Below are 17,078 nucleotides of genomic sequence, written 5' to 3'. Positions count from 1 at the left end.
CCGGAGGTGTCCCGTCACCCCGTCCCCGAGGCCGCCTCGCCTCCCCGCCCCGCCCACTCGGTTGCGCAACTGCCGGGCCCACCGCGGCTACGCCACGACCGTCCGCGGCGACTCGCCGCCTCCCGACGCGCCGGACTCCACCAGCCGGGCCGCCGCCGCGAGGCGTGTCGCCGCCTCCTCCGCCACCGCTCCGGTCACGGTGAACGGCAGCCGGACGTACCCTTCGAAGGCCCCGTCGACGCCGAAGCGCGGCCCCGAGGGCACCCGGACACCGACCCGCTCCCCCGCCTCGGCGAGGCGCGACCCCGACAGGCCGCCCGTGCGCACCCAGAGGGTCAGGCCGCCGCGGGGGACCTCGAACTCCCACTCGGGCAGCTCGCGGCGGACCGCCGCGACCAGCGCGTCGCGGTTCTCGCGGGCCTGGACCCGGCGGACCTCGACGGCCTGCTCCCAGCCGCCGGTGCTGAACAGCCAGTTCACGGCGAGCTGTTCCAGTACGGGGGTGCCGAGGTCGGCGTAGGCGCGCGCGGCGACCAGGCTGCGGATCACGTCGGGGGCGGCCCGTACCCAGCCGATCCGCATCCCGGCCCAGAACGCCTTGCTGGCGGACCCCACGGTGATCACCGTGGAGCCGGCCGGGTCGAAGCCGCACACCCGCCGGGGCATGTCCACGTCCGGCTCCAGGTGCAGCTCGCTCATCGTCTCGTCGACGACGAGCACCGTCCCGGCGGACCGGGCCGCCTCCACCAGACGGCGCCGCTGGTCCTCGTCCGCGAGGGCACCGGTCGGGTTGTGGAAGTCGGCGACGACGTAGGCGATCCGGGGCGCCGCCTCCCGCAGCACCTGGCGCCAGCGGTCCACGTCCCAGCCGGTGAGCCCTTCGGCCATCGCCACGGGCACGAGCCGGGCGCCCGCCTCCCGCATGAGCTGCAGGATGTTGGCGTAGGAGGGCGACTCCACGGCGATGCGCTCGCCCCGGCCGCCGAAGAGGTGGCAGATGGCGTCGATGGCGCCCATCGCGCCGGTGGTCACCATGATCTGCTCGGGCATGGTCGGGATGCCGCGCGCGGTGTACCGCTCGGCGATCATCGAGCGCAGCGCGGGCAGGCCCGCCGGGTAGTCCCCGTGTGTGTGGGCGTAGGGCGGCAGCTCCTCCAGGGCGCCCTGGACCGCGCGGGTGAGCCATGGCTCCGGGGCCGGCAGGGCCGCCGTGCCGAGGTCGATCACCGAGCCCAGGGCCTCCGGCGGGAGGGGTTCGAGCCCCCGCGCGGGCAGCGGATTGCCGGCCGGGACCGCGGTCCAGCTGCCCGCTCCGCGCCGCGACTCCAGGAAGCCCTCGGTGCGCAGCGCCTCGTAGGCGGCGGCGACGGTGGTGCGGCTGACGGACAGGGCCAGGGCGAGTTCGCGCTCGGCGGGCAGCCGGGCGGCCACCGGGACCCGGCCCTCCAGGACCAGCAGCCGGACCCCGTCGGCGAGCGCCCGGTAGGCGGGCGGGCGGCGCGAGCCGGGGCCCGCGGGGCGCTCCTGCTGGGAGTTGAGGAGCCGGGCGAGCTGCGCGGCCCCCACCGCCGAGGTCCACTGCGCCATGAGTACCAGTCCACCTTCCTCGAATTGGCCATGGATGGGTCACTTCCCCACGCCACAGAGTGGCACGGGTCAGGCCACTTTCACCACCGGTTCCCGTTCGGGCCGCACCGCGACCCACCGGCCCACCACCGGTCCACCATCAGGGCCGTCACCGGTCACCATCGGGGCCGTCACCGGTCCGTCACCGGTCCACTCTCAGGACCACCACCAGGGGGGCATCATGTCCATGCCGGACCGACTCGGGCGGCGACTCGTCCAGCTCTACACCGGCCTCGTGCTGTACGGCGCCAGCTCCGCGCTGCTCGTGGAGGCCGGACTCGGCCTGGAACCCTGGGGCGTCCTGCACCAGGGCCTGGCCGAACTGTCCGGTCTGACGATCGGCGTCGTGTCGATCGTCGTGGGCGCGGTGGTGCTGCTGCTGTGGATCCCGCTGCGCCAGCGGCCCGGCCTCGGCACCGTCTCCAACGTCTTCGTGGTGGGGCTCGCCATGGACGGCACCCTGGCCCTGGTGCCCGACCCCCGCGCCCTGGCGGTGCGGATCCCGGTGCTGGTGGCGGGCATCCTGCTCAACGGCGCGGCGACCGGTCTCTACATCTCCGCCCGTTTCGGGCCCGGTCCCCGGGACGGGCTGATGACGGGGCTCCACCGGCGCACCGGCCGCTCGATCCGCCTCATGCGCACGGCCGTCGAGGTGGCGGTCGTGGTCACCGGCTTCCTCCTCGGCGGCACGATCGGGGTCGGCACCCTGCTCTACGCCGTCTCGATCGGCCCGCTGGCCCAGCTCTTCCTGCGGGTCTTCGCCTCGCCCGCGACCCCCGGCGGCGGCCCGGGCGTTGCCACCGGTACACCCGAAAGGGCGATACTGCGTCCGTGACCACGCCCGTACGCCATCCCTACCTCGACCACCCCGGGCCCCTCGCCTTCGCGCACCGCGGTGGGGCGGCCGACGGGCTGGAGAACACCGTGGCGCAGTTCCGCAGGGCGGTCGAGCTCGGGTACCGGTACATCGAGACCGATGTCCATGCCACGGCCGACGGGCACCTGGTCGCCTTCCACGACGCGACACTCGACCGCGTGACCGACGGTGCGGGCCGGATAGCCGACCTGCCGTGGGCCGAGGTGCGCCGCGCGCGCGTGGCGGGCCGCGAACCGGTGCCGCTCTTCGAGGAACTGCTGGCGGCGTTCCCCGAGGTCCGGTGGAACGTCGACGTCAAGGCGGAGCCCGCGCTGCGGCCCCTGCTGGACGTCATCGAACGGACGGACGCCTGGGGGAGGGTGTGCGTCGGATCGTTCTCGGAGGCGCGCGTCGTGCGGGCACAGCGCCTGGCGGGACCGCGCCTGGCGACGTCGTACGGCACGCGCGGGGTGCTGGGTCTGCGGCTGCGCTCCTGGGGCGTGCCGGCCGCACTGCGCCGGTCGGCCGTCGCCGTGCAGGTGCCGGTGGCGCAGTCGGGCGTCCCGGTGGTCGATCGGCTGTTCCTGCGCGCGGCCCACGCGCGGGGCCTGCACGTGCACGTGTGGACCATCAACGAACCCGGGGAGATGCACCGGCTCCTCGACCTCGGCGTCGATGGCATCATGACCGATCACATCGACACGCTGCGCAAGGTCATGGAGGAGCGGGGCGTCTGGGCCTGAGCCCGGCCGCGACCGCTACCGCCCGGGAGGCCGGCTCGGCGGCTGAGGCGGGGAAGCGAGGGCGCGGGTGGGCACCGGCACCGTGCGGGCGCAGACGGACGACGGGATGGCGGAACGGCGGCGCGAGCAGCGCGGCTGGTACTTCTACGACTGGGCGTGCTCCGTCTACTCCACCAGCGTGCTCACCGTGTTCCTGGGGCCCTATCTGACCTCGGTCGCCCGGTCGGCGGCGGACTCCGGCGGGTTCGTGCACCCGCTGGGGATCCCGGTGCGGGCCGGGTCGTTCTTCGCGTACTGCGTCTCGCTGTCGGTGATCGTGGCGATCGTGGTCATGCCGCTCGCGGGCGCGGCGGCCGACCGGACCGGCCGCAAGAAGCCGCTGCTGGCGACCGCCGCCTACGTGGGCGCGGCGGCGACGACGGCCCTCTTCCTCCTGGACGGCCGCCGCTACCTGCTGGGCGGCTTCCTGCTGATCGTGGCCAACGCGTCGGTCGCGGTCTCGATGGTGCTCTACAACTCCTACCTGCCGCAGATCGCGCGTCCCGAGGAGCGGGACGCGGTCTCCTCCCGCGGGTGGGCGTTCGGCTACGCGGCCGGCTCGCTCGTGCTCGTGGCGAACCTGGTGCTGTTCACCGCCCACGACTCCTTCGGGGTGTCCGAGGCGATGGCGGTCCGCATCTGCCTGGCGTCGGCGGGGCTGTGGTGGGGCGTCTTCACGCTCGTACCGCTGAGGCGGCTGCGCGACCGGGGGACGGGAGCCGCCGCACCGCCGGGGCACGGCTGGCGGCAACTGGCGGCCACCGTCCGGGACATGCGGGGCAAACCGCTCACACTCGCCTTCCTGCTGGCGTACCTCGTCTACAACGACGGCATCCAGACGGTGATCTCCCAGGCGTCGGTGTACGGCTCGGAGGAGCTGGGGCTCAGCCAGTCGACCCTGATCACGGCTGTGCTGATGGTGCAGGTGCTGGCGGTGGCCGGGGCGCTGGGCATGGGACGGCTGGCCCGCACGTACGGGGCGAAGCGGACGATCCTCGCCTCGCTGGTCGCCTGGACCCTCACCCTGGGCGCGGGGTACTTCCTGCCGGCCGGGGCACCGGTGTGGTTCTTCGTGCTGGCGGCCGGGATCGGTCTCGTCCTCGGCGGCAGTCAGGCGCTGTCCAGGTCGCTGTTCTCGCACCTGGTCCCGCCCGGCAAGGAGGCCGAGTACTTCTCGGCGTACGAGATGAGCGACCGGGGCATGAGCTGGCTCGGGCCGCTGCTGTTCGGGATCACCTACCAGCTGACCGGGAGCTACCGGGACGCGATCGTCTCGCTCGTGGCGTTCTTCGTGATCGGGTTCGTGCTGCTCGCGCGGGTGCCGGTGGCGCAGGCGATCCGGGCCGCGGGCAACCCGGCGCCCGACCGGATTTAGCGCTGGAGGCGAAAGGGCTGTAGTGTACGCGTTTGGCCTGCCAGGCGTACCGTTACTGCGCGTCAAAGATGCCGAAACGCTGGGTGACATCTCCTTGCAGATGTGACAAACCGGGCGCCGGTGGGTACTGCACTGGTTGACAAGGCTGCGGCTACGACGGCGACACATGACCCGGAACGGGACATCGGAACGGGAATCTTTACCGCCGACCGGACGTTGACCGGATGACGACGACAGCGACACCTGTCCTGTGGGCGACAAGCCCGGGAGGCACGATTCATGAGTGAGCGAGCTCTTCGCGGCACGCGCCTCGTGGTGACCAGCTACGAGACGGACCGCGGCATCGACCTGGCCCCGCGCCAGGCCGTGGAGTACGCATGCGAGAAGGGGCACCGCTTCGAGATGCCCTTCTCGGTCGAGGCGGAGATCCCGCCGGAGTGGGAGTGCAAGGTCTGCGGGGCCCAGGCACTCCTGGTGGACGGCGACGGCCCGGAGGAGAAGAAGGCCAAGCCTGCGCGTACGCACTGGGACATGCTGATGGAGCGGCGCACCCGCGAGGAACTCGAAGAGGTCCTCGAGGAGCGTCTCGCCGTGCTGCGGTCCGGGGCGATGAACATCGCCGTTCATCCCCGGGACAGCCGCAAGAGCGCATAGCCCCGCGCGGCGTGGGCCGGTTACCAGCGCACCTCGAACAGGACGGGCGCCGTACGCGAAGTTCGCGTACGGCGCCCGTCCTGCTGCTGTGAGCCGGTGCTCTCCTCACCTGTACCCGCCGCGGCGCCCGGCGCTCGCCCGCGACAGCCGGTGCTCACCGGGTCAGCGGCGGGCGCTGCTCCCGCGGGGCGTCGCCCGGCTCGTCGTCCCTGATCACCTCGCCCTGGACGACCTTGCCGTCGGGGCGGTGGATACGGACCTGCTGGAAGGCGTCCCCCAGGGTGCCCGGGGCGGCCGCGCGCAGTCTGCGGTCGACCGTGCGCTCGGCGAACCGGCCCACGGCACGCTGGACCGGCGGGATCAGCAGCAGCAGACCCACCGCGTCCGAGATCATGCCGGGGATCATCAGCAGCAGGCCGCCCAGCATCATCAGGCCGTTGCCGCCGCGCCGGGCGGAGGGGGTGGCGCCGCGCTGCAGCGCCTCGTTGAGGTTCTGGAAGGCACGGCGGCCCGCTCGCTTGATCACGACGGCACCCAGCACGAAGGCGGCGACCAGCAGAAGGAACACGGTGAACCCGCCGGCCGCGCCGGCCACCAGTGTCAGCAGCCAGATCTCCAGCACCAGCCACACGGCGACGGCGAGCGGCAGGAACCTGCGCAACCGCGAGGGCCGGGGCCTGGTGGAGGGTGAAGAGGTCGGAGCGCCTGTCGTCATACTCCCAGTGTGCCTGGGCGCGGCTCAGCACGGGATAAGAGGGTGGCCCGCCGCCCCCGGCCAGCGGGCGGGCACCTGCCGCGCGGGCGGCCCCCGGCCAGCGGGCGGGCGCCTGCCGCGCGGGCGGCGGACGCCACGGGTGACGGCTGCGGGGACCGGGGCGACGGGGGCGACGCTACGACTGCGGCTTGCCGCCCCTGCCGGTGAGCTTGGTCACCCGCTCCCCCACACCCCAGGAGGTGACCCGCCACAGCGCCTCCGCGACGATGTCCCGGCTCATCTTGGAGTCGCCGAGTTCCCGCTCCACGAACGTGATCGGCACCTCGACCACGTGGAAGCCGGCCTTGATCGCGCGCCGGGCCAGGTCGACCTGGAAGCAGTACCCCTGCGAGGCGACCTCGTCCAGGCCCAGGCCCTCCAGGGTCTCGCGCCGGAACGCCCGGTAGCCGCCGGTCACGTCGCGGATCGGCACGTCGAGCATGAGGCGCGAGTAGGTGCTGCCGCCGCGGGAGAGGAACTCGCGGGACCTGGGCCAGTTGACCACGCGGCCGCCCGGCACCCAGCGGGAACCGAGGACCAGGTCGGCGCCCTTGAGGGCGGTCAGCAGGCGCGGAAGCTCCTCGGGCTGGTGCGAGCCGTCGGCGTCCATCTCGACCAGCACGCCGTAGTCGCGCTCCAGACCCCAGCGGAAGCCCGCCAGGTAGGCGGCGCCCAGGCCCTCCTTGCCCTTGCGGTGCAGTACGTGGACGTGCCCGTCCTCGCCGGCCAGTTCGTCGGCCAGCTTGCCGGTGCCGTCGGGGCTGTTGTCGTCGGCCACGAGGACGTGCGCCTCGGGGACGGCCCTGCGCACCCGGCCCACGATCGTCGTGATGTTCTCCGCCTCGTTGTAGGTCGGAATGATCACCAACGCCGTGCCGAGCGGACCGAACCGCCTCTCCTGGGACCCCGCCGCGAGGCTACCGTCGCCGTGGTTCACTACTGCCCCTTCATGTCCGTACGCAGGGGACCACCATAGTGGCCAGGGCCTGCGGGGATGTGACACCACGTTCGTTCGGTGGTGTCGATTCGACGAGAGCTGGGTAAGAAAGCTCTTTTCGGAATGGGGGCCCGGTGCCCTTCGGGCCGACCTGGTACCCGCTGGCTGCGGATCGACCGAAAGCCGTTGTCTACTGAGCGACCGGGCCCCACCCGGGTCACACCCTGCCGACCGTCCGGAACCTTCCCCCGCCGACGCGGACGCTGAGCCTGGCTCCCAGTGACGGTGACCCGGTGCGGCACACCGTCCCTGACCCAGCGGCACTGCGACGCGGGTACGGAAGTTCCCCGGTCGGGCGTCCGGTGGTGGACCCGGCAGAACCTACCGGCCCCCTGCCGTCGCCTGTCAAACACCGCCCCGGCCCGCCGCGACGCCCGGCACCGCCCGGCCGGTGCCGAGGATGCGCAGGTCGCGCGAGCGGGCGGCGGGCCGTCGCCGCCGCCGCGCCGTACCGGGAGATCACTCGCCCGGCCGTACGAAGACGGTCCGGCCGCCCACCACGGTCCTCAGGCAGACGGGCAGGTCACGGCCCTCGCCCAGGTCGGGCAGGCCGGGGGTGCCGGAGCGCGGGTCGGTCGACCAGCGCGCGACGCGGTCGTCGGGGGCCTGCACGACCAGCTCGCCGGTGCGCCACAGGGCGTAGTCCGCGGGGGCGCCGGGCACCAGGACGCCGGCGTCGTCGCGGCCGACGGCCCGCCAGCCGCCCCGGGTGTGGGCAGTGAACGCGGCCCGCACGGAGACCCGGTGCTCAGGGGTGCGGTGGAGGGCCGCCGCGCGGACCGTGCCCCACGGGTCCAGGGGCGTGACGGGGCTGTCGGAGCCCAGGGCGAGCGGGACACCCGCCCGCAGCAGCGCCGCGAAGGGGTTCAGCGTCCGGGCCCGCTCGACACCGAGCCGCTCGGCGTACATGCCGTCCTCGCCGCCCCACAGCGCGTCGAACGCCGGCTGCACGGACGCGGTCAGGCCCAGCTCGGCGAAGGCCGCGACGGTCTCGGGGGTGAGCATCTCGGCGTGTTCGACGCGGTGCCGGGCGGCCCGGATCCGGGCCAGACCCACCTTGTCGGCGGCGGCCCGCACCCCCTCGACGACGGCGGTGACCGCGGCGTCGCCGATGGCGTGGAAGCCGGCCTGGAGGCCGGCCTCGGTGCAGGCGGTGACGTGGGAGGCGACGGCGTCCGCGTCGAGGTAGGCGGTGCCGGTGTGGCCGGCGTCGGCGTACGGGGCGTGCAGGCAGGCGGTGTGCGAGCCGATGGAACCGTCGACGAAGAGGTCTCCGGCCGCGCCGCGCGCCCCCAGCCGCCGTGCCTTGTCGACGTCCGCCTCGGCCCAGTAGCCGACGACACGCGGCCCCGGTTCCTCGGTGGCGAGCCGCAGCAGGCCCGTGAAGTCGTCCTCGCAGGAGATGTCCGGGCCGCCGCACTCGTGCACCGAGCCGATACCCAGGGAGGCGGCCCGGGCCAGCGCGGCACGCTGGGCCTCGACGCGCTGGGCAGGCGTGACGGCACCGAACGCGGCGGCCCGCACCGCGTGATGGGCGTCGGCGGTCAGCGGGCCGTCCGCGGGCCGCCCGATGCCGGGGACGAGGTCGAGCAACGCCGTGGTGACGACCGCGGAGTGGACGTCGATCCGGCTCAGGTAGAGCGGACGCCCGCCGGTGGCCCCGTCGAGTTCCGCGCGCGTCGGGGGGCGGCCTCCGGGCCAGCGGGCGGCGTCCCAGCCGTGGCCGAGGAGGACCCGGTCCTCCGGGCGCGCGGCGGCGAAGTCCCGCACCCTGGCCAAGGCCGATTCCAGGGACGGGGCGTCGGAGAGGTCGAGGCCGGTGAGCGCGAGGCCGGTGGCCGTGGTGTGTACGTGGGCGTCGGTGAACGCCGGGGTGACCAGGGCGCCGTCCAGGTCGACGACCTCGTCGACGCCGTCCGCGAAGGCGTCGGCCGCGCCCTCGGAACCGACCCAGGCGACATGGCCCGCCTCGACGACCATCGCGGTGGCGAACGGGTCGGCGGGACTGTGGACCTCGCCGCGGCGGAGAAGGACGGTCTGCGGTTCGGCGGTGCGCTCACTCATGGACACCAGTCTCCCGCCTCGCCCGCCGGGACCGGCACGCAGGGCACGGCTGACGGCGGGCGGAACGACGGCCGGGCGCCTGCCCGGTGCCACGACGCGGGGCGGGGCCGACCGCCGCCCGGTCAGCCGGCCCTCAGATGCGCGGCGGGCGAGCCTCGTACGGGGTCGACAGGACCACCGTCGTCCGGGTGGACACCCCCGCCAGGGTCCGCACGCGGGCCAGCAGCTCCTCCAGCTCGTGCGGCGTGGCGACGCGCACCTTGAGGATGTAGTTCTCGTCCCCGGCCACGCTGTGGCAGGCCTCGATCTCGGGCACGCCGGCCAGGCGGTCCGCGATGTCGTCGGGGGCGCTGGGGTCGAAGGGTTTGATCGAGATGAAGGCGGTCATGGGCAGCCCCACGGCCTCGGCGTCGACGACCGCGGCGTACCCGCGGATGACGCCACGCTGCTCCAGCCGCCGCACCCGCTGGTGCACGGCCGACGTGGACAGGCCCGTGGCCTTGCCCAGGTCGGTGTAGCTCATCCGCCCGTCCTTGACGAGCAGCTGCACGATCTGTCGGTCCAGCTCCTCCATGGCGCAAGAACCTACAGGGCGCTTGATCGCCTCGGATACCTCGGCGGCCCAGGCCGTGCCCCGTTCGCCCGGAGCCCGGCGGTGTCCCGTCGGCCGACCGGGGGACAAACCGGTCGCGACGGGCACCTGCGAGCGGCATGTGACCAACGCCACAACACACGGCCGCCCTTCGTGATGTTCCCGTGATTACCGCCGAGACCGGACGGGAAGTGCTTGCTGTGGTCGAGGCCGCAGCGCCTTCACGGCCCAGCCTTAGGGGGAGAAACCCATGCAGAGTCTCAAGCGTCCTGGTCGTTCCGTGCCCAAGCGGCAGCAGCCGGTCGTCGAGCCCCAGCCGGAGGGCGTCGAACCGGACGAGTTCGGCGAGGAGCCCGACGCCTACGACACCTTCGAGATGTTCCGGGTGATCTGCCCGGAGTGCGCGCAGCCCATCGCCCTGCTGGCGGACGAGGAGATCCTGCCGGAGCACGCGCTGTGTGCCTCGCCGTGGAACCCGTTCGGGCTCACCGTGTGCGCCGGCACAGGGCTCAAGGCCACCGACGCACGGCCCGCGGACGAGTTCGCCGGCCCGCAGGAGCAGCAGACCGCCCTGCTGCTGACGCTGCCGCAGGGGCTCGACTGGCGGACGCAGCCCTTCTCGCACGTCGGCGGCCCGGGCTCGCGCCCGATGCGCGTACCGTCGATGCGCCGCCAGGCCGCCTGACCACCCGCCCGGCCGCTCCGACCGCCCGCCCGCCTCGGGCACCCCGTCCGTACCATGGCGCACCGGCGCCGTGGCGCGGAACCGGCGTGCCCGGGCGTGTGGCGGGCACGGACGGCTCACGACGCCGGACAGCCGGTGGGAGTACGGGAATCGGCGGCCCTCGGGTCTTCCCGCTGCCGGGGCCGCGGGCCGGGCCGGACGTCGCTGGACTCACGCTCGATTCCGCGCGGCGGTGACCTGTCCGCCCTGCGGCGCGTTGCCCGGGTATGACCCCCATGCCTCCGGCAGCCGGGCGTCGGCGTCGCATCTTCGTGCCGCCGCCCGCGGAACTGGTTCCCCCCGCCCCGCCGCAGCTCCCGGACCCGCCGATCTACCGCGACCTGGTGCGCACGTGGGCCGACCGGGGCCGCACGCTGCCGGGGCGCCACGACCCGGAGTGGGTCCGGCTGGCGGCGCCCCTGTTCGGCCTCGCGCAGTTCAGCGGGTCTCGGGACCCGCGACGTGACGGGCGATGACCATGCGCTGGATCTGGTTGGTGCCCTCGACGATCTGCAGCACCTTGGCCTCCCGCAGGTAGCGTTCGACCGGGAAGTCCGCGGTGTAGCCGTACCCGCCCAGCACCTGGACGGCGTCGGTCGTGACCTTCATGGCCGCGTCCGTGCAGAACAGCTTGGCCATGGCCGCCTGCCGTGCGAACGGCCGTCCGGCGTCGCGCAGCCGCGCCGCCGCCAGGTACAGCGAGCGGCCCGCCTCGATCTGCGTCGCCATGTCGGCGAGCATGAAGCGCAGCCCCTGGAAGTCGGCGATCGGCCGCCCGAACTGCCGCCGGTCGGTGGCGTAGGCGACCGCCTCGTCCAGCGCCGCCTGGGCGAGGCCTATGGCGCACGCGGCGATGCCGAGCCGTCCGGAGTCGAGGGCGGCCAGGGCGATGGTGAAGCCCTGGCCCTCCTCGCCGAGCCGCCTCTCGTCGCGGACCCGCACGCCGTCGAGGTGGAGCTGCGCGGTCGGTGAGCCCTTGAGGCCCATCTTCTTCTCCGGTGCCGCGGCGCTCAGCCCCTCGGCGTCGCCCGGCACCAGGAAGGCGGTGATCCCGCGCGGGCCCTCCTGGCCGGTGCGGGCCATGACCGTGTAGAAGTCGGCGATCCCGCCGTGGGTGATCCAGGACTTGGTGCCGCTGATCACCCAGTCGTCGCCGTCCCGGACGGCCTTGGTGCGCAGCGAGGCCGCGTCGGAGCCGGAGGAGGGCTCGGACAGCGCGTAGGCGCCGAGCAGTCCGCCGCCGAGCATGGCGGGCAGGTGCTCGGCCCGCTGCTCCTTGGTGCCGTACGCGGCGAGCCCGTAGGCGGCCAGGGTGTGCACGCTGAGGCCGAGTCCCACGGTGAGGCGGGTCGCCGCCAGTTCCTCCAGGACCTGGAGGTACACCTCGTACGGCTGGTCGCCGCCGCCGTACTCGGACTCGTAGGGCAGGCCGAGCAGTCCGGAGCGGGACAGCAGGGTGAAGACCTCGCGCGGGAAGCGTCCGGCGTCCTCCTCCTCGGCCGCCTTCGGGGCGATCTCGTGCTGCGCGATGTCGCGGACGAGCGAGATCAGATCCCGGGCCTCGTCCGTGGGCAGTTGCCGGTCCACCGGCTGCGGGGCGCGGTCGGGCATGGCGACGCTCTCCTCCCTGTCGGGCGCTGGCGGACTGGCACCCTGTGGGGCGGCTCCGCCGGGGCTTCCTCGGCGCCGGCCGATGCTCGCCCTCCCGGGTCGCGGAAGCGGCTGACCAGCGACTGTGCGCTGTGAGTATGCCCGATCACAGGCATGGAGTCACCGGTTAACGACCGCTTACTTCAAGAAAGGGTGAACCCGCGCGCCGGGGGCCTTCGGTCAGCGGTCCCGGGCGCCGGGCCGGCCGTCCCCACGGGCGGGTGCGGGGGCCGTGCGCGCGGGGTCGATCCCCTCGATCGCGCGGAGCGTCCCGGCCACGGCCCGCACGAGGAGTTCGCGCCCGGGGGTGCCGGGAGAGCCCGGGGCGGTCTGCCGCAGGCACCCTCGGCGACGGCCTCGGGCACGCCGTCGCGGGTCCAGGGCCGGGGTCCGGGTCAGGTCGGTGCCGGGGCCGGGTCGGCTCACAGGAGCCCGAGCTGGGCCACGAGCATCGCGATCACCACGACGAGGGTCCAGCCGAGGACGTGCTCCAGGACCTTGGGGCCGTCGCCGTCGTCGCGGGGGCCTCCCGTGCGGACGCGGGCGGGGGTGGCGGTGGCCGAGGGAGCGGTCATGGTCTCTCGCAGGGTCGGACGTGCGGTGTGGACTCCCCCACGGGCGCCCCGCGCCCGCCGCTGTCCACCTTGCCACCGGCGACGGCCTGCGCGGCGGAGAGCTTGGTCACAGGCGGGCCCCGGTCGCCCGGGGGCCCGCCCGCGGTCCTCCTCCGCCCCGCTCAGCGCACGCCCACGGCGGCGAGCGCCATGCGCTGGTGGGGGGTGAGGTGCGCCGGGAAGTACAGATAGCAGATGCCGCCGCTGCCCGAGACGACCTTGCCGGAGGCGTTGTACCGCTTGGTCCTGAGCCAGATGTTCTCGAACTCCCGGCGCCGGTACACGCGCCGGACGGCCTCGTCGCTCGGCGAGGCGGGGTCGTTGGCGATCACGTCCCCGTCGGCCGTGAAGCCGATGACCGTCATCAGGTGGCCGGAGGTGCCGTAACCGGCGCCGGTCAGCTCGGTCTTGAGGAAGGACTGCGACGTTATGGCCGGGATGCCGGCCGCGACCAGCCTCTCCACGTCGGTGAGCGAGCCGAGCCGGGTCACCACCCCTTGCAGATCCTTGAAGGTGGCCGCGTACGCCGCGTTGAACGGCCAGTTGCCGCAGCCCGCGTACTGGTAGTCGTACGTGTACCGGGCGGCGTTGCACACCTGCGGGTCGGCGTAGGACGGGTCGACCCACGACAGCTGGGCGGGGGTGAGCCGGCCGCCCCAGTACTCGACGATCATCTGCGAGGAGGTGGGGCTGCACCAGGCCTCGCCGCCGTTGTCGTACTGGGGGTACTGGCCTGCGTGGATCTCCTGCGAGTAGCGCGGAACGGTCAGTTCCGCACCCACCTGCCCGGGCGTGGACGCGGGCACGGTGAAGCGGTCGGGGATGTCGGAGCCCATCGCGCCGAGCCGCCAGACGGCGGGTGTGAGCCGGGTGCCGGGCCTGCGGTAGAGGGTGAGGCGCAGCCGGTACGCGGCCAGGCGCAGGCCCGAGGCCGGGTCGTCCACTGCGAAGGTGTCCGTGGAGATCGCGCTGCGGCCGTCGCCCTGGCCGTCGAGGGAGGTGCGCCTGATGTCCTGGTCACCGGCGGCCCAGCGGCCCATCACGTACCAGGGTGTGTCGGTGCCGTCGGAGTACGTGCCCCGCAGCTCCACCTGGAGCCAGGTGCCGGCCGGGGTGCGCGCGTTCCAGGAGGCGACCGCCTCGGTGGCGGGGACGGGGAGGCGGTGGACCGGGCCGGTCCAGGTGGCGTACTCCCATGAGGCGGTGGTGCCGGTGTGCGGGTCGGTGTACTCGGTTGTGCCCGCCGCAGCGGTGATCTCCAGGCCCGGGCGGGCGCCGGACACGGCGCGGGTGCCGTGGTGGGTGCCGCCGCGCCAGTCGGTGTACGTGGTCCAGGCGCGGTAGTCGACCGGTCGGGCCTGCCTGCGCCGGGCGGCGAGGTCGCCCGGGTACGGGGAGCCGGCGGAGTCGGTGGTCCGTCCGGCGGCGGCAGCGGCCGGGGCCGCTCCGCACGCCACGGCGGCGACGACCGCGGCGGCGAGGACGGATCTGCGGGTGGGCTGTTCGGGTCCGCTCATGGGTGGAAGACCCCCAGGTGTCCGAGTCGGTACGGGTGGCCGGTCCGTGCACGGCAATGCGCCCACTATGGCCGCGGCGCCCCGCGCCTGCCAGCACTTCGCCGCACGCCACGCCCAGCAATATTGGTCTCCACCACTGGCGTGATCCGGGCGGGGGCAGCCCCTCCACGGGCCTTCCCCCGCCCCCTCGTGGGGACCCCGCACGACCGCGCCCGGATCAGATGAGGTCCATCGCCGCGACCTCGTCCGGGCGGCCGTAGCTGACCGGGCCCTGGAAGCGGCGGCGGGCCGTGGCGAACCACCAGACCGTGGCGACCAGCAGGACCACGGCCAGGGCGATGGGGGCGTAGTTGAACGAGTCGGCGGTGATCGGCGAGGCCTGCGGGAGCATGAACAGCACGCTGCTCAGCACGATCCAGGTGACCGCCACGACGCCGATCGGCCGGCCCCAGCGGCCCAGGTGCCACGGGCCCCGCTGGAACTCGTCGCCCAGGCGCAGCCTGAGCAGGATCGGGACGGCGTAGGCGAGGAAGAGCCCGACGACGTTGACGCTGACGATGGCGGTGAACGCCGTGTGGGACCACCAGCCGGGCAGGATCAGCGCCAGTGAGCAGGCGACCGCCAGCCAGACCGCCTTGACGGGTGTGCGGGTGCGCGGCGAGACCGAGTGCCACCAGCGGGAGCCGGGCATGGCGCCGTCCCGGGAGAAGGCGAAGATCTGCCGCGTGTTGCTGGTGAGGTTGGCCAGGCCGCAGAAGAGCATGGCCCCGATCACGATCAGCAGCAGGGCTTTCGCCGCGCCCAGGCCGAGTGCGTCGATGAGGATCTGGACGGGCGGTGCGTCCGCGCCCGCCACGTGCGCGTAGTCGCGAATGCTGTAGACGAGGGCCAGCATGAGGATCAGACCTGTGACGGCCGAATAGCCGATGGCGCGGACGATGCCCCGGGGCGCGTTGACGGTCGCCCGGACCGTTTCCTCGGACATGTGGAAGCTGCCGTCGAAGCCGGTGAAGGTCCAGCTGGTGACCAGCAGACCGAGCAGGCCGCCGTAAAGTCCGCTCGTGAAACCGGTGTTGTTCGCGAAATGCGTGACGAAGGACACCGGACGGTGATCGTCGGGAACGGCGACCAGCGCGGTGACGATGACCACCATCCCGACCAGCAGCCACCACACGGAGATCCGGTTCAGGACCGCCACCAGCTGGACCGTGTAGGTGTTGGCCAGTCCCTGGAGCACGATGATGAGCGCGGTGATCAGCACCGTCTGGTGCGCGGTGGGCCGGTAGGAGGACCACTGGAGCGCGACGAAGGCCTGGATGAAGGTGGCCGCCGCGTACCCGGTGGCCGCGGTGCCCCCCACCTGGCCGACGAAGTTCAGCCAGCCCGTGTACCAGGACCACGCCCCCTTGTGCCGTTTGGCGAGTTTCCCCGCGGAGAAATACAGCGCACCGCTCGTCGGATAGGCGGAGGCCACCTCGCCCATGGCCGCGCCGACGAACAGCACCATGACGGAGACGCCGATCCAGCCGAACACGAGAATGCGGGGCCCGCCCGCGTTCATGCCGAATCCGAAGGAGGAGAAGATTCCCGAGATGATGTTGATGATGGTGAAGGAGATCGCGAAATTGTCGAACGCCTTGAAACGCCGGGTGAGTTTCCTGGGATAACCCATCGCGTGCAGGGTCGCGTCGTCGTCGAGCGCGCTCGGGTCGGCGATGCCGCGCATTCTGGCGCGCGGTGGCTGTATCCGTTCCAACACGGGTCGGCCTTTCTCTCGTGGGGGGGGCGGTGCGAGGGTCAGGGGGACGGTGGCACCGGCAGGCCGCAGGCCCGGCGTGCCCGGGACAACTGCTCCACGGGGTCGCCGAAGACGCACCACGGCATCCGGGAGGCGTAGGGACCCATGGCGGTCAGGACCGCCCGGGCCTCGAACTCGCACCCGGCCAGGACCAGCGCATGGGCCAGATAGGCCAGGTCGAGCACCGGCGTGAACCGGTGACCGGCCACCGCGGGAAGCCAGTTCCGGTAGATCGCCAGGGCGGCGGAGCGCCACTGGGGCTGCTCCCAGACCCGGTCCGCGAGCAACTGGGAGGGGTCGTAGCTCTCCACCAGGGCGACCAGCGGCAGCAGTCGCAGCGCGGAGTCGGCGGGCGCGCGCTGGCTCAGGAAGGCGGCGACGTCCCAGGCCGCGTTGACGGAACCGCCGTGCCGGGTGAAGAAGAAGGCCAGAAATCGGTGGTGGGCCTCGCGGTGCCAGGGGTCCAGGGACAGGATGTGCGCGAACAGCCGCCAGGGGCCGGGCGGGGCGGTGAGCAGCCCCTGCGGCGCCGGCTCGCGCAGCCGGTGCAGCCGGGCCATGGCCAGCTTGGCCGCCCAGGGCGTCGGGTCGGCGGGGTCCACCGCCGAGGCCCGTTCGCAGGCGGACAGCGCTATCCGCTCCAGCGCGGCGGCCCGCTCGTCGCGGGCGTCTGCAGCCCTCAGCGCCCGGTGCACCGCCACCCGCGCCCACACCAGGGCCGATTCGGGGCCGGGTTCCTCGGCCAGCCAGCGTTCGGCGAGGTCGGAGTCGGCGGCCTCCGAGGCCAGCACCAGGGAACGGTGGGCCCGCAGCGCGAAGTCACCGCGCGTCTCGGCGAGGGCGGCGCGGGCACTCGCCCAGCGGCCGGCCCGGATGTCGACGCAGACGCTCGCGAGGGCACGGTCGTCCGCCGCCGGGTGCCAGACGTACTGTCCCTCGAATAACCCAGCGGCCATCTTCCCCCTGTCCGTCACCGCACGACTCCTCACAGTGCGCTCCCGGCACTTTACTCACCCCGGCGACAACCGGAACGCGGTTTTCGACATGTTCGCGTGGTGATTCGGGGGGTGATTAG

The 17,078-nt window shown here is 73.4% G+C and carries 15 protein-coding genes; 5 read left to right on the top strand and 10 right to left on the bottom strand.

Annotated elements, in window-relative coordinates; all coding sequences use genetic code 11:
- Positions 1 to 87: 87 nt before the first annotated feature.
- Complete coding sequence (locus AB0G56_RS35560) at positions 88 to 1,587, bottom strand: PLP-dependent aminotransferase family protein (RefSeq protein WP_360978222.1); 1,500 nt, start codon at positions 1,585 to 1,587, stop codon at positions 88 to 90.
- 220 nt (positions 1,588 to 1,807) lie between these two features.
- Here AB0G56_RS35560 and AB0G56_RS35555 point away from each other — a divergent pair, with 220 nt between their 5' ends.
- The 4 genes from AB0G56_RS35555 to AB0G56_RS35540 all read left to right on the top strand — a co-directional run bounded on the left by AB0G56_RS35555 (position 1,808) and on the right by AB0G56_RS35540 (position 5,293).
- Positions 1,808 to 2,461 (top strand): hypothetical protein, encoded by a 654-nt coding sequence (locus AB0G56_RS35555; protein ID WP_360978219.1) that lies wholly within the window; start codon positions 1,808 to 1,810, stop codon positions 2,459 to 2,461.
- Positions 2,458 to 3,225, top strand: coding sequence for a glycerophosphodiester phosphodiesterase (locus AB0G56_RS35550; protein WP_360978217.1), 768 nt, complete (start codon positions 2,458 to 2,460; stop codon positions 3,223 to 3,225). The genes AB0G56_RS35555 and AB0G56_RS35550 overlap by 4 nt, the downstream gene beginning before the upstream one ends.
- 67 nt (positions 3,226 to 3,292) lie before the next feature.
- Positions 3,293 to 4,639 carry an MFS transporter gene (locus tag AB0G56_RS35545; protein ID WP_360978214.1) on the top strand — a complete coding sequence of 449 codons (1,347 nt, stop codon included), beginning with the start codon at positions 3,293 to 3,295 and terminating at the stop codon, positions 4,637 to 4,639.
- A 279-nt stretch (positions 4,640 to 4,918) separates the two neighbouring features.
- Positions 4,919 to 5,293 carry an RNA polymerase-binding protein RbpA gene (locus tag AB0G56_RS35540; RefSeq protein ID WP_003977404.1) on the top strand — a complete coding sequence of 125 codons (375 nt, stop codon included), beginning with the start codon at positions 4,919 to 4,921 and terminating at the stop codon, positions 5,291 to 5,293.
- Positions 5,294 to 5,447: 154 nt separating this feature from the next.
- On the opposite strand, the gene fxsA is transcribed toward AB0G56_RS35540, so the two are convergent.
- The 4 genes from fxsA to AB0G56_RS35520 all read right to left on the bottom strand — a co-directional run bounded on the left by fxsA (position 5,448) and on the right by AB0G56_RS35520 (position 9,682).
- Positions 5,448 to 6,008, bottom strand: coding sequence for an FxsA family membrane protein (gene fxsA, locus AB0G56_RS35535; protein WP_360978211.1), 561 nt, complete (start codon positions 6,006 to 6,008; stop codon positions 5,448 to 5,450).
- A 175-nt stretch (positions 6,009 to 6,183) separates the two neighbouring features.
- Positions 6,184 to 6,984, bottom strand: coding sequence for a polyprenol monophosphomannose synthase (locus tag AB0G56_RS35530; protein ID WP_360978208.1), 801 nt, complete (start codon positions 6,982 to 6,984; stop codon positions 6,184 to 6,186).
- Positions 6,985 to 7,503: 519 nt separating this feature from the next.
- Positions 7,504 to 9,108 (bottom strand): amidohydrolase, encoded by a 1,605-nt coding sequence (locus AB0G56_RS35525; RefSeq protein WP_360978205.1) that lies wholly within the window; start codon positions 9,106 to 9,108, stop codon positions 7,504 to 7,506.
- Positions 9,109 to 9,241: 133 nt separating this feature from the next.
- A complete protein-coding gene (locus tag AB0G56_RS35520) occupies positions 9,242 to 9,682 on the bottom strand; it encodes an Lrp/AsnC family transcriptional regulator (protein ID WP_360978202.1) in 441 nt (146 codons plus the stop codon).
- A 268-nt stretch (positions 9,683 to 9,950) separates the two neighbouring features.
- On the opposite strand from AB0G56_RS35520, the gene AB0G56_RS35515 reads away from it, so the two are divergent.
- A complete protein-coding gene (locus AB0G56_RS35515) occupies positions 9,951 to 10,385 on the top strand; it encodes a hypothetical protein (protein WP_360978199.1) in 435 nt (144 codons plus the stop codon).
- A gap of 477 nt (positions 10,386 to 10,862) precedes the next feature.
- Here the strand turns inward: AB0G56_RS35515 and AB0G56_RS35510 are convergent, their stop codons facing one another.
- From AB0G56_RS35510 to AB0G56_RS35490, 5 genes are all read right to left on the bottom strand, one after another.
- Complete coding sequence (locus AB0G56_RS35510; RefSeq protein WP_360978196.1) at positions 10,863 to 12,035, bottom strand: acyl-CoA dehydrogenase family protein; 1,173 nt, start codon at positions 12,033 to 12,035, stop codon at positions 10,863 to 10,865.
- Positions 12,036 to 12,496: 461 nt separating this feature from the next.
- Positions 12,497 to 12,649, bottom strand: coding sequence for an SCO1431 family membrane protein (locus AB0G56_RS35505; protein ID WP_360978193.1), 153 nt, complete (start codon positions 12,647 to 12,649; stop codon positions 12,497 to 12,499).
- A 161-nt stretch (positions 12,650 to 12,810) separates the two neighbouring features.
- Complete coding sequence (locus AB0G56_RS35500) at positions 12,811 to 14,205, bottom strand: peptidase C39 family protein (protein ID WP_360978190.1); 1,395 nt, start codon at positions 14,203 to 14,205, stop codon at positions 12,811 to 12,813.
- 217 nt (positions 14,206 to 14,422) lie between these two features.
- A complete protein-coding gene (locus AB0G56_RS35495) occupies positions 14,423 to 15,931 on the bottom strand; it encodes an amino acid permease (protein ID WP_360978276.1) in 1,509 nt (502 codons plus the stop codon).
- A gap of 71 nt (positions 15,932 to 16,002) precedes the next feature.
- Positions 16,003 to 16,959, bottom strand: coding sequence for a hypothetical protein (locus AB0G56_RS35490; protein WP_360978273.1), 957 nt, complete (start codon positions 16,957 to 16,959; stop codon positions 16,003 to 16,005).
- Between the last annotated feature and the right edge of the window lie 119 nt (positions 16,960 to 17,078).

The organism is Streptomyces sp. NPDC021356, from assembly GCF_040641015.1.
Taxonomy (GTDB): domain Bacteria; phylum Actinomycetota; class Actinomycetes; order Streptomycetales; family Streptomycetaceae; genus Streptomyces.
Note: the sequence above shows the minus strand (reverse complement) of the source record. Positions and strands in the feature narration are given on the sequence as shown.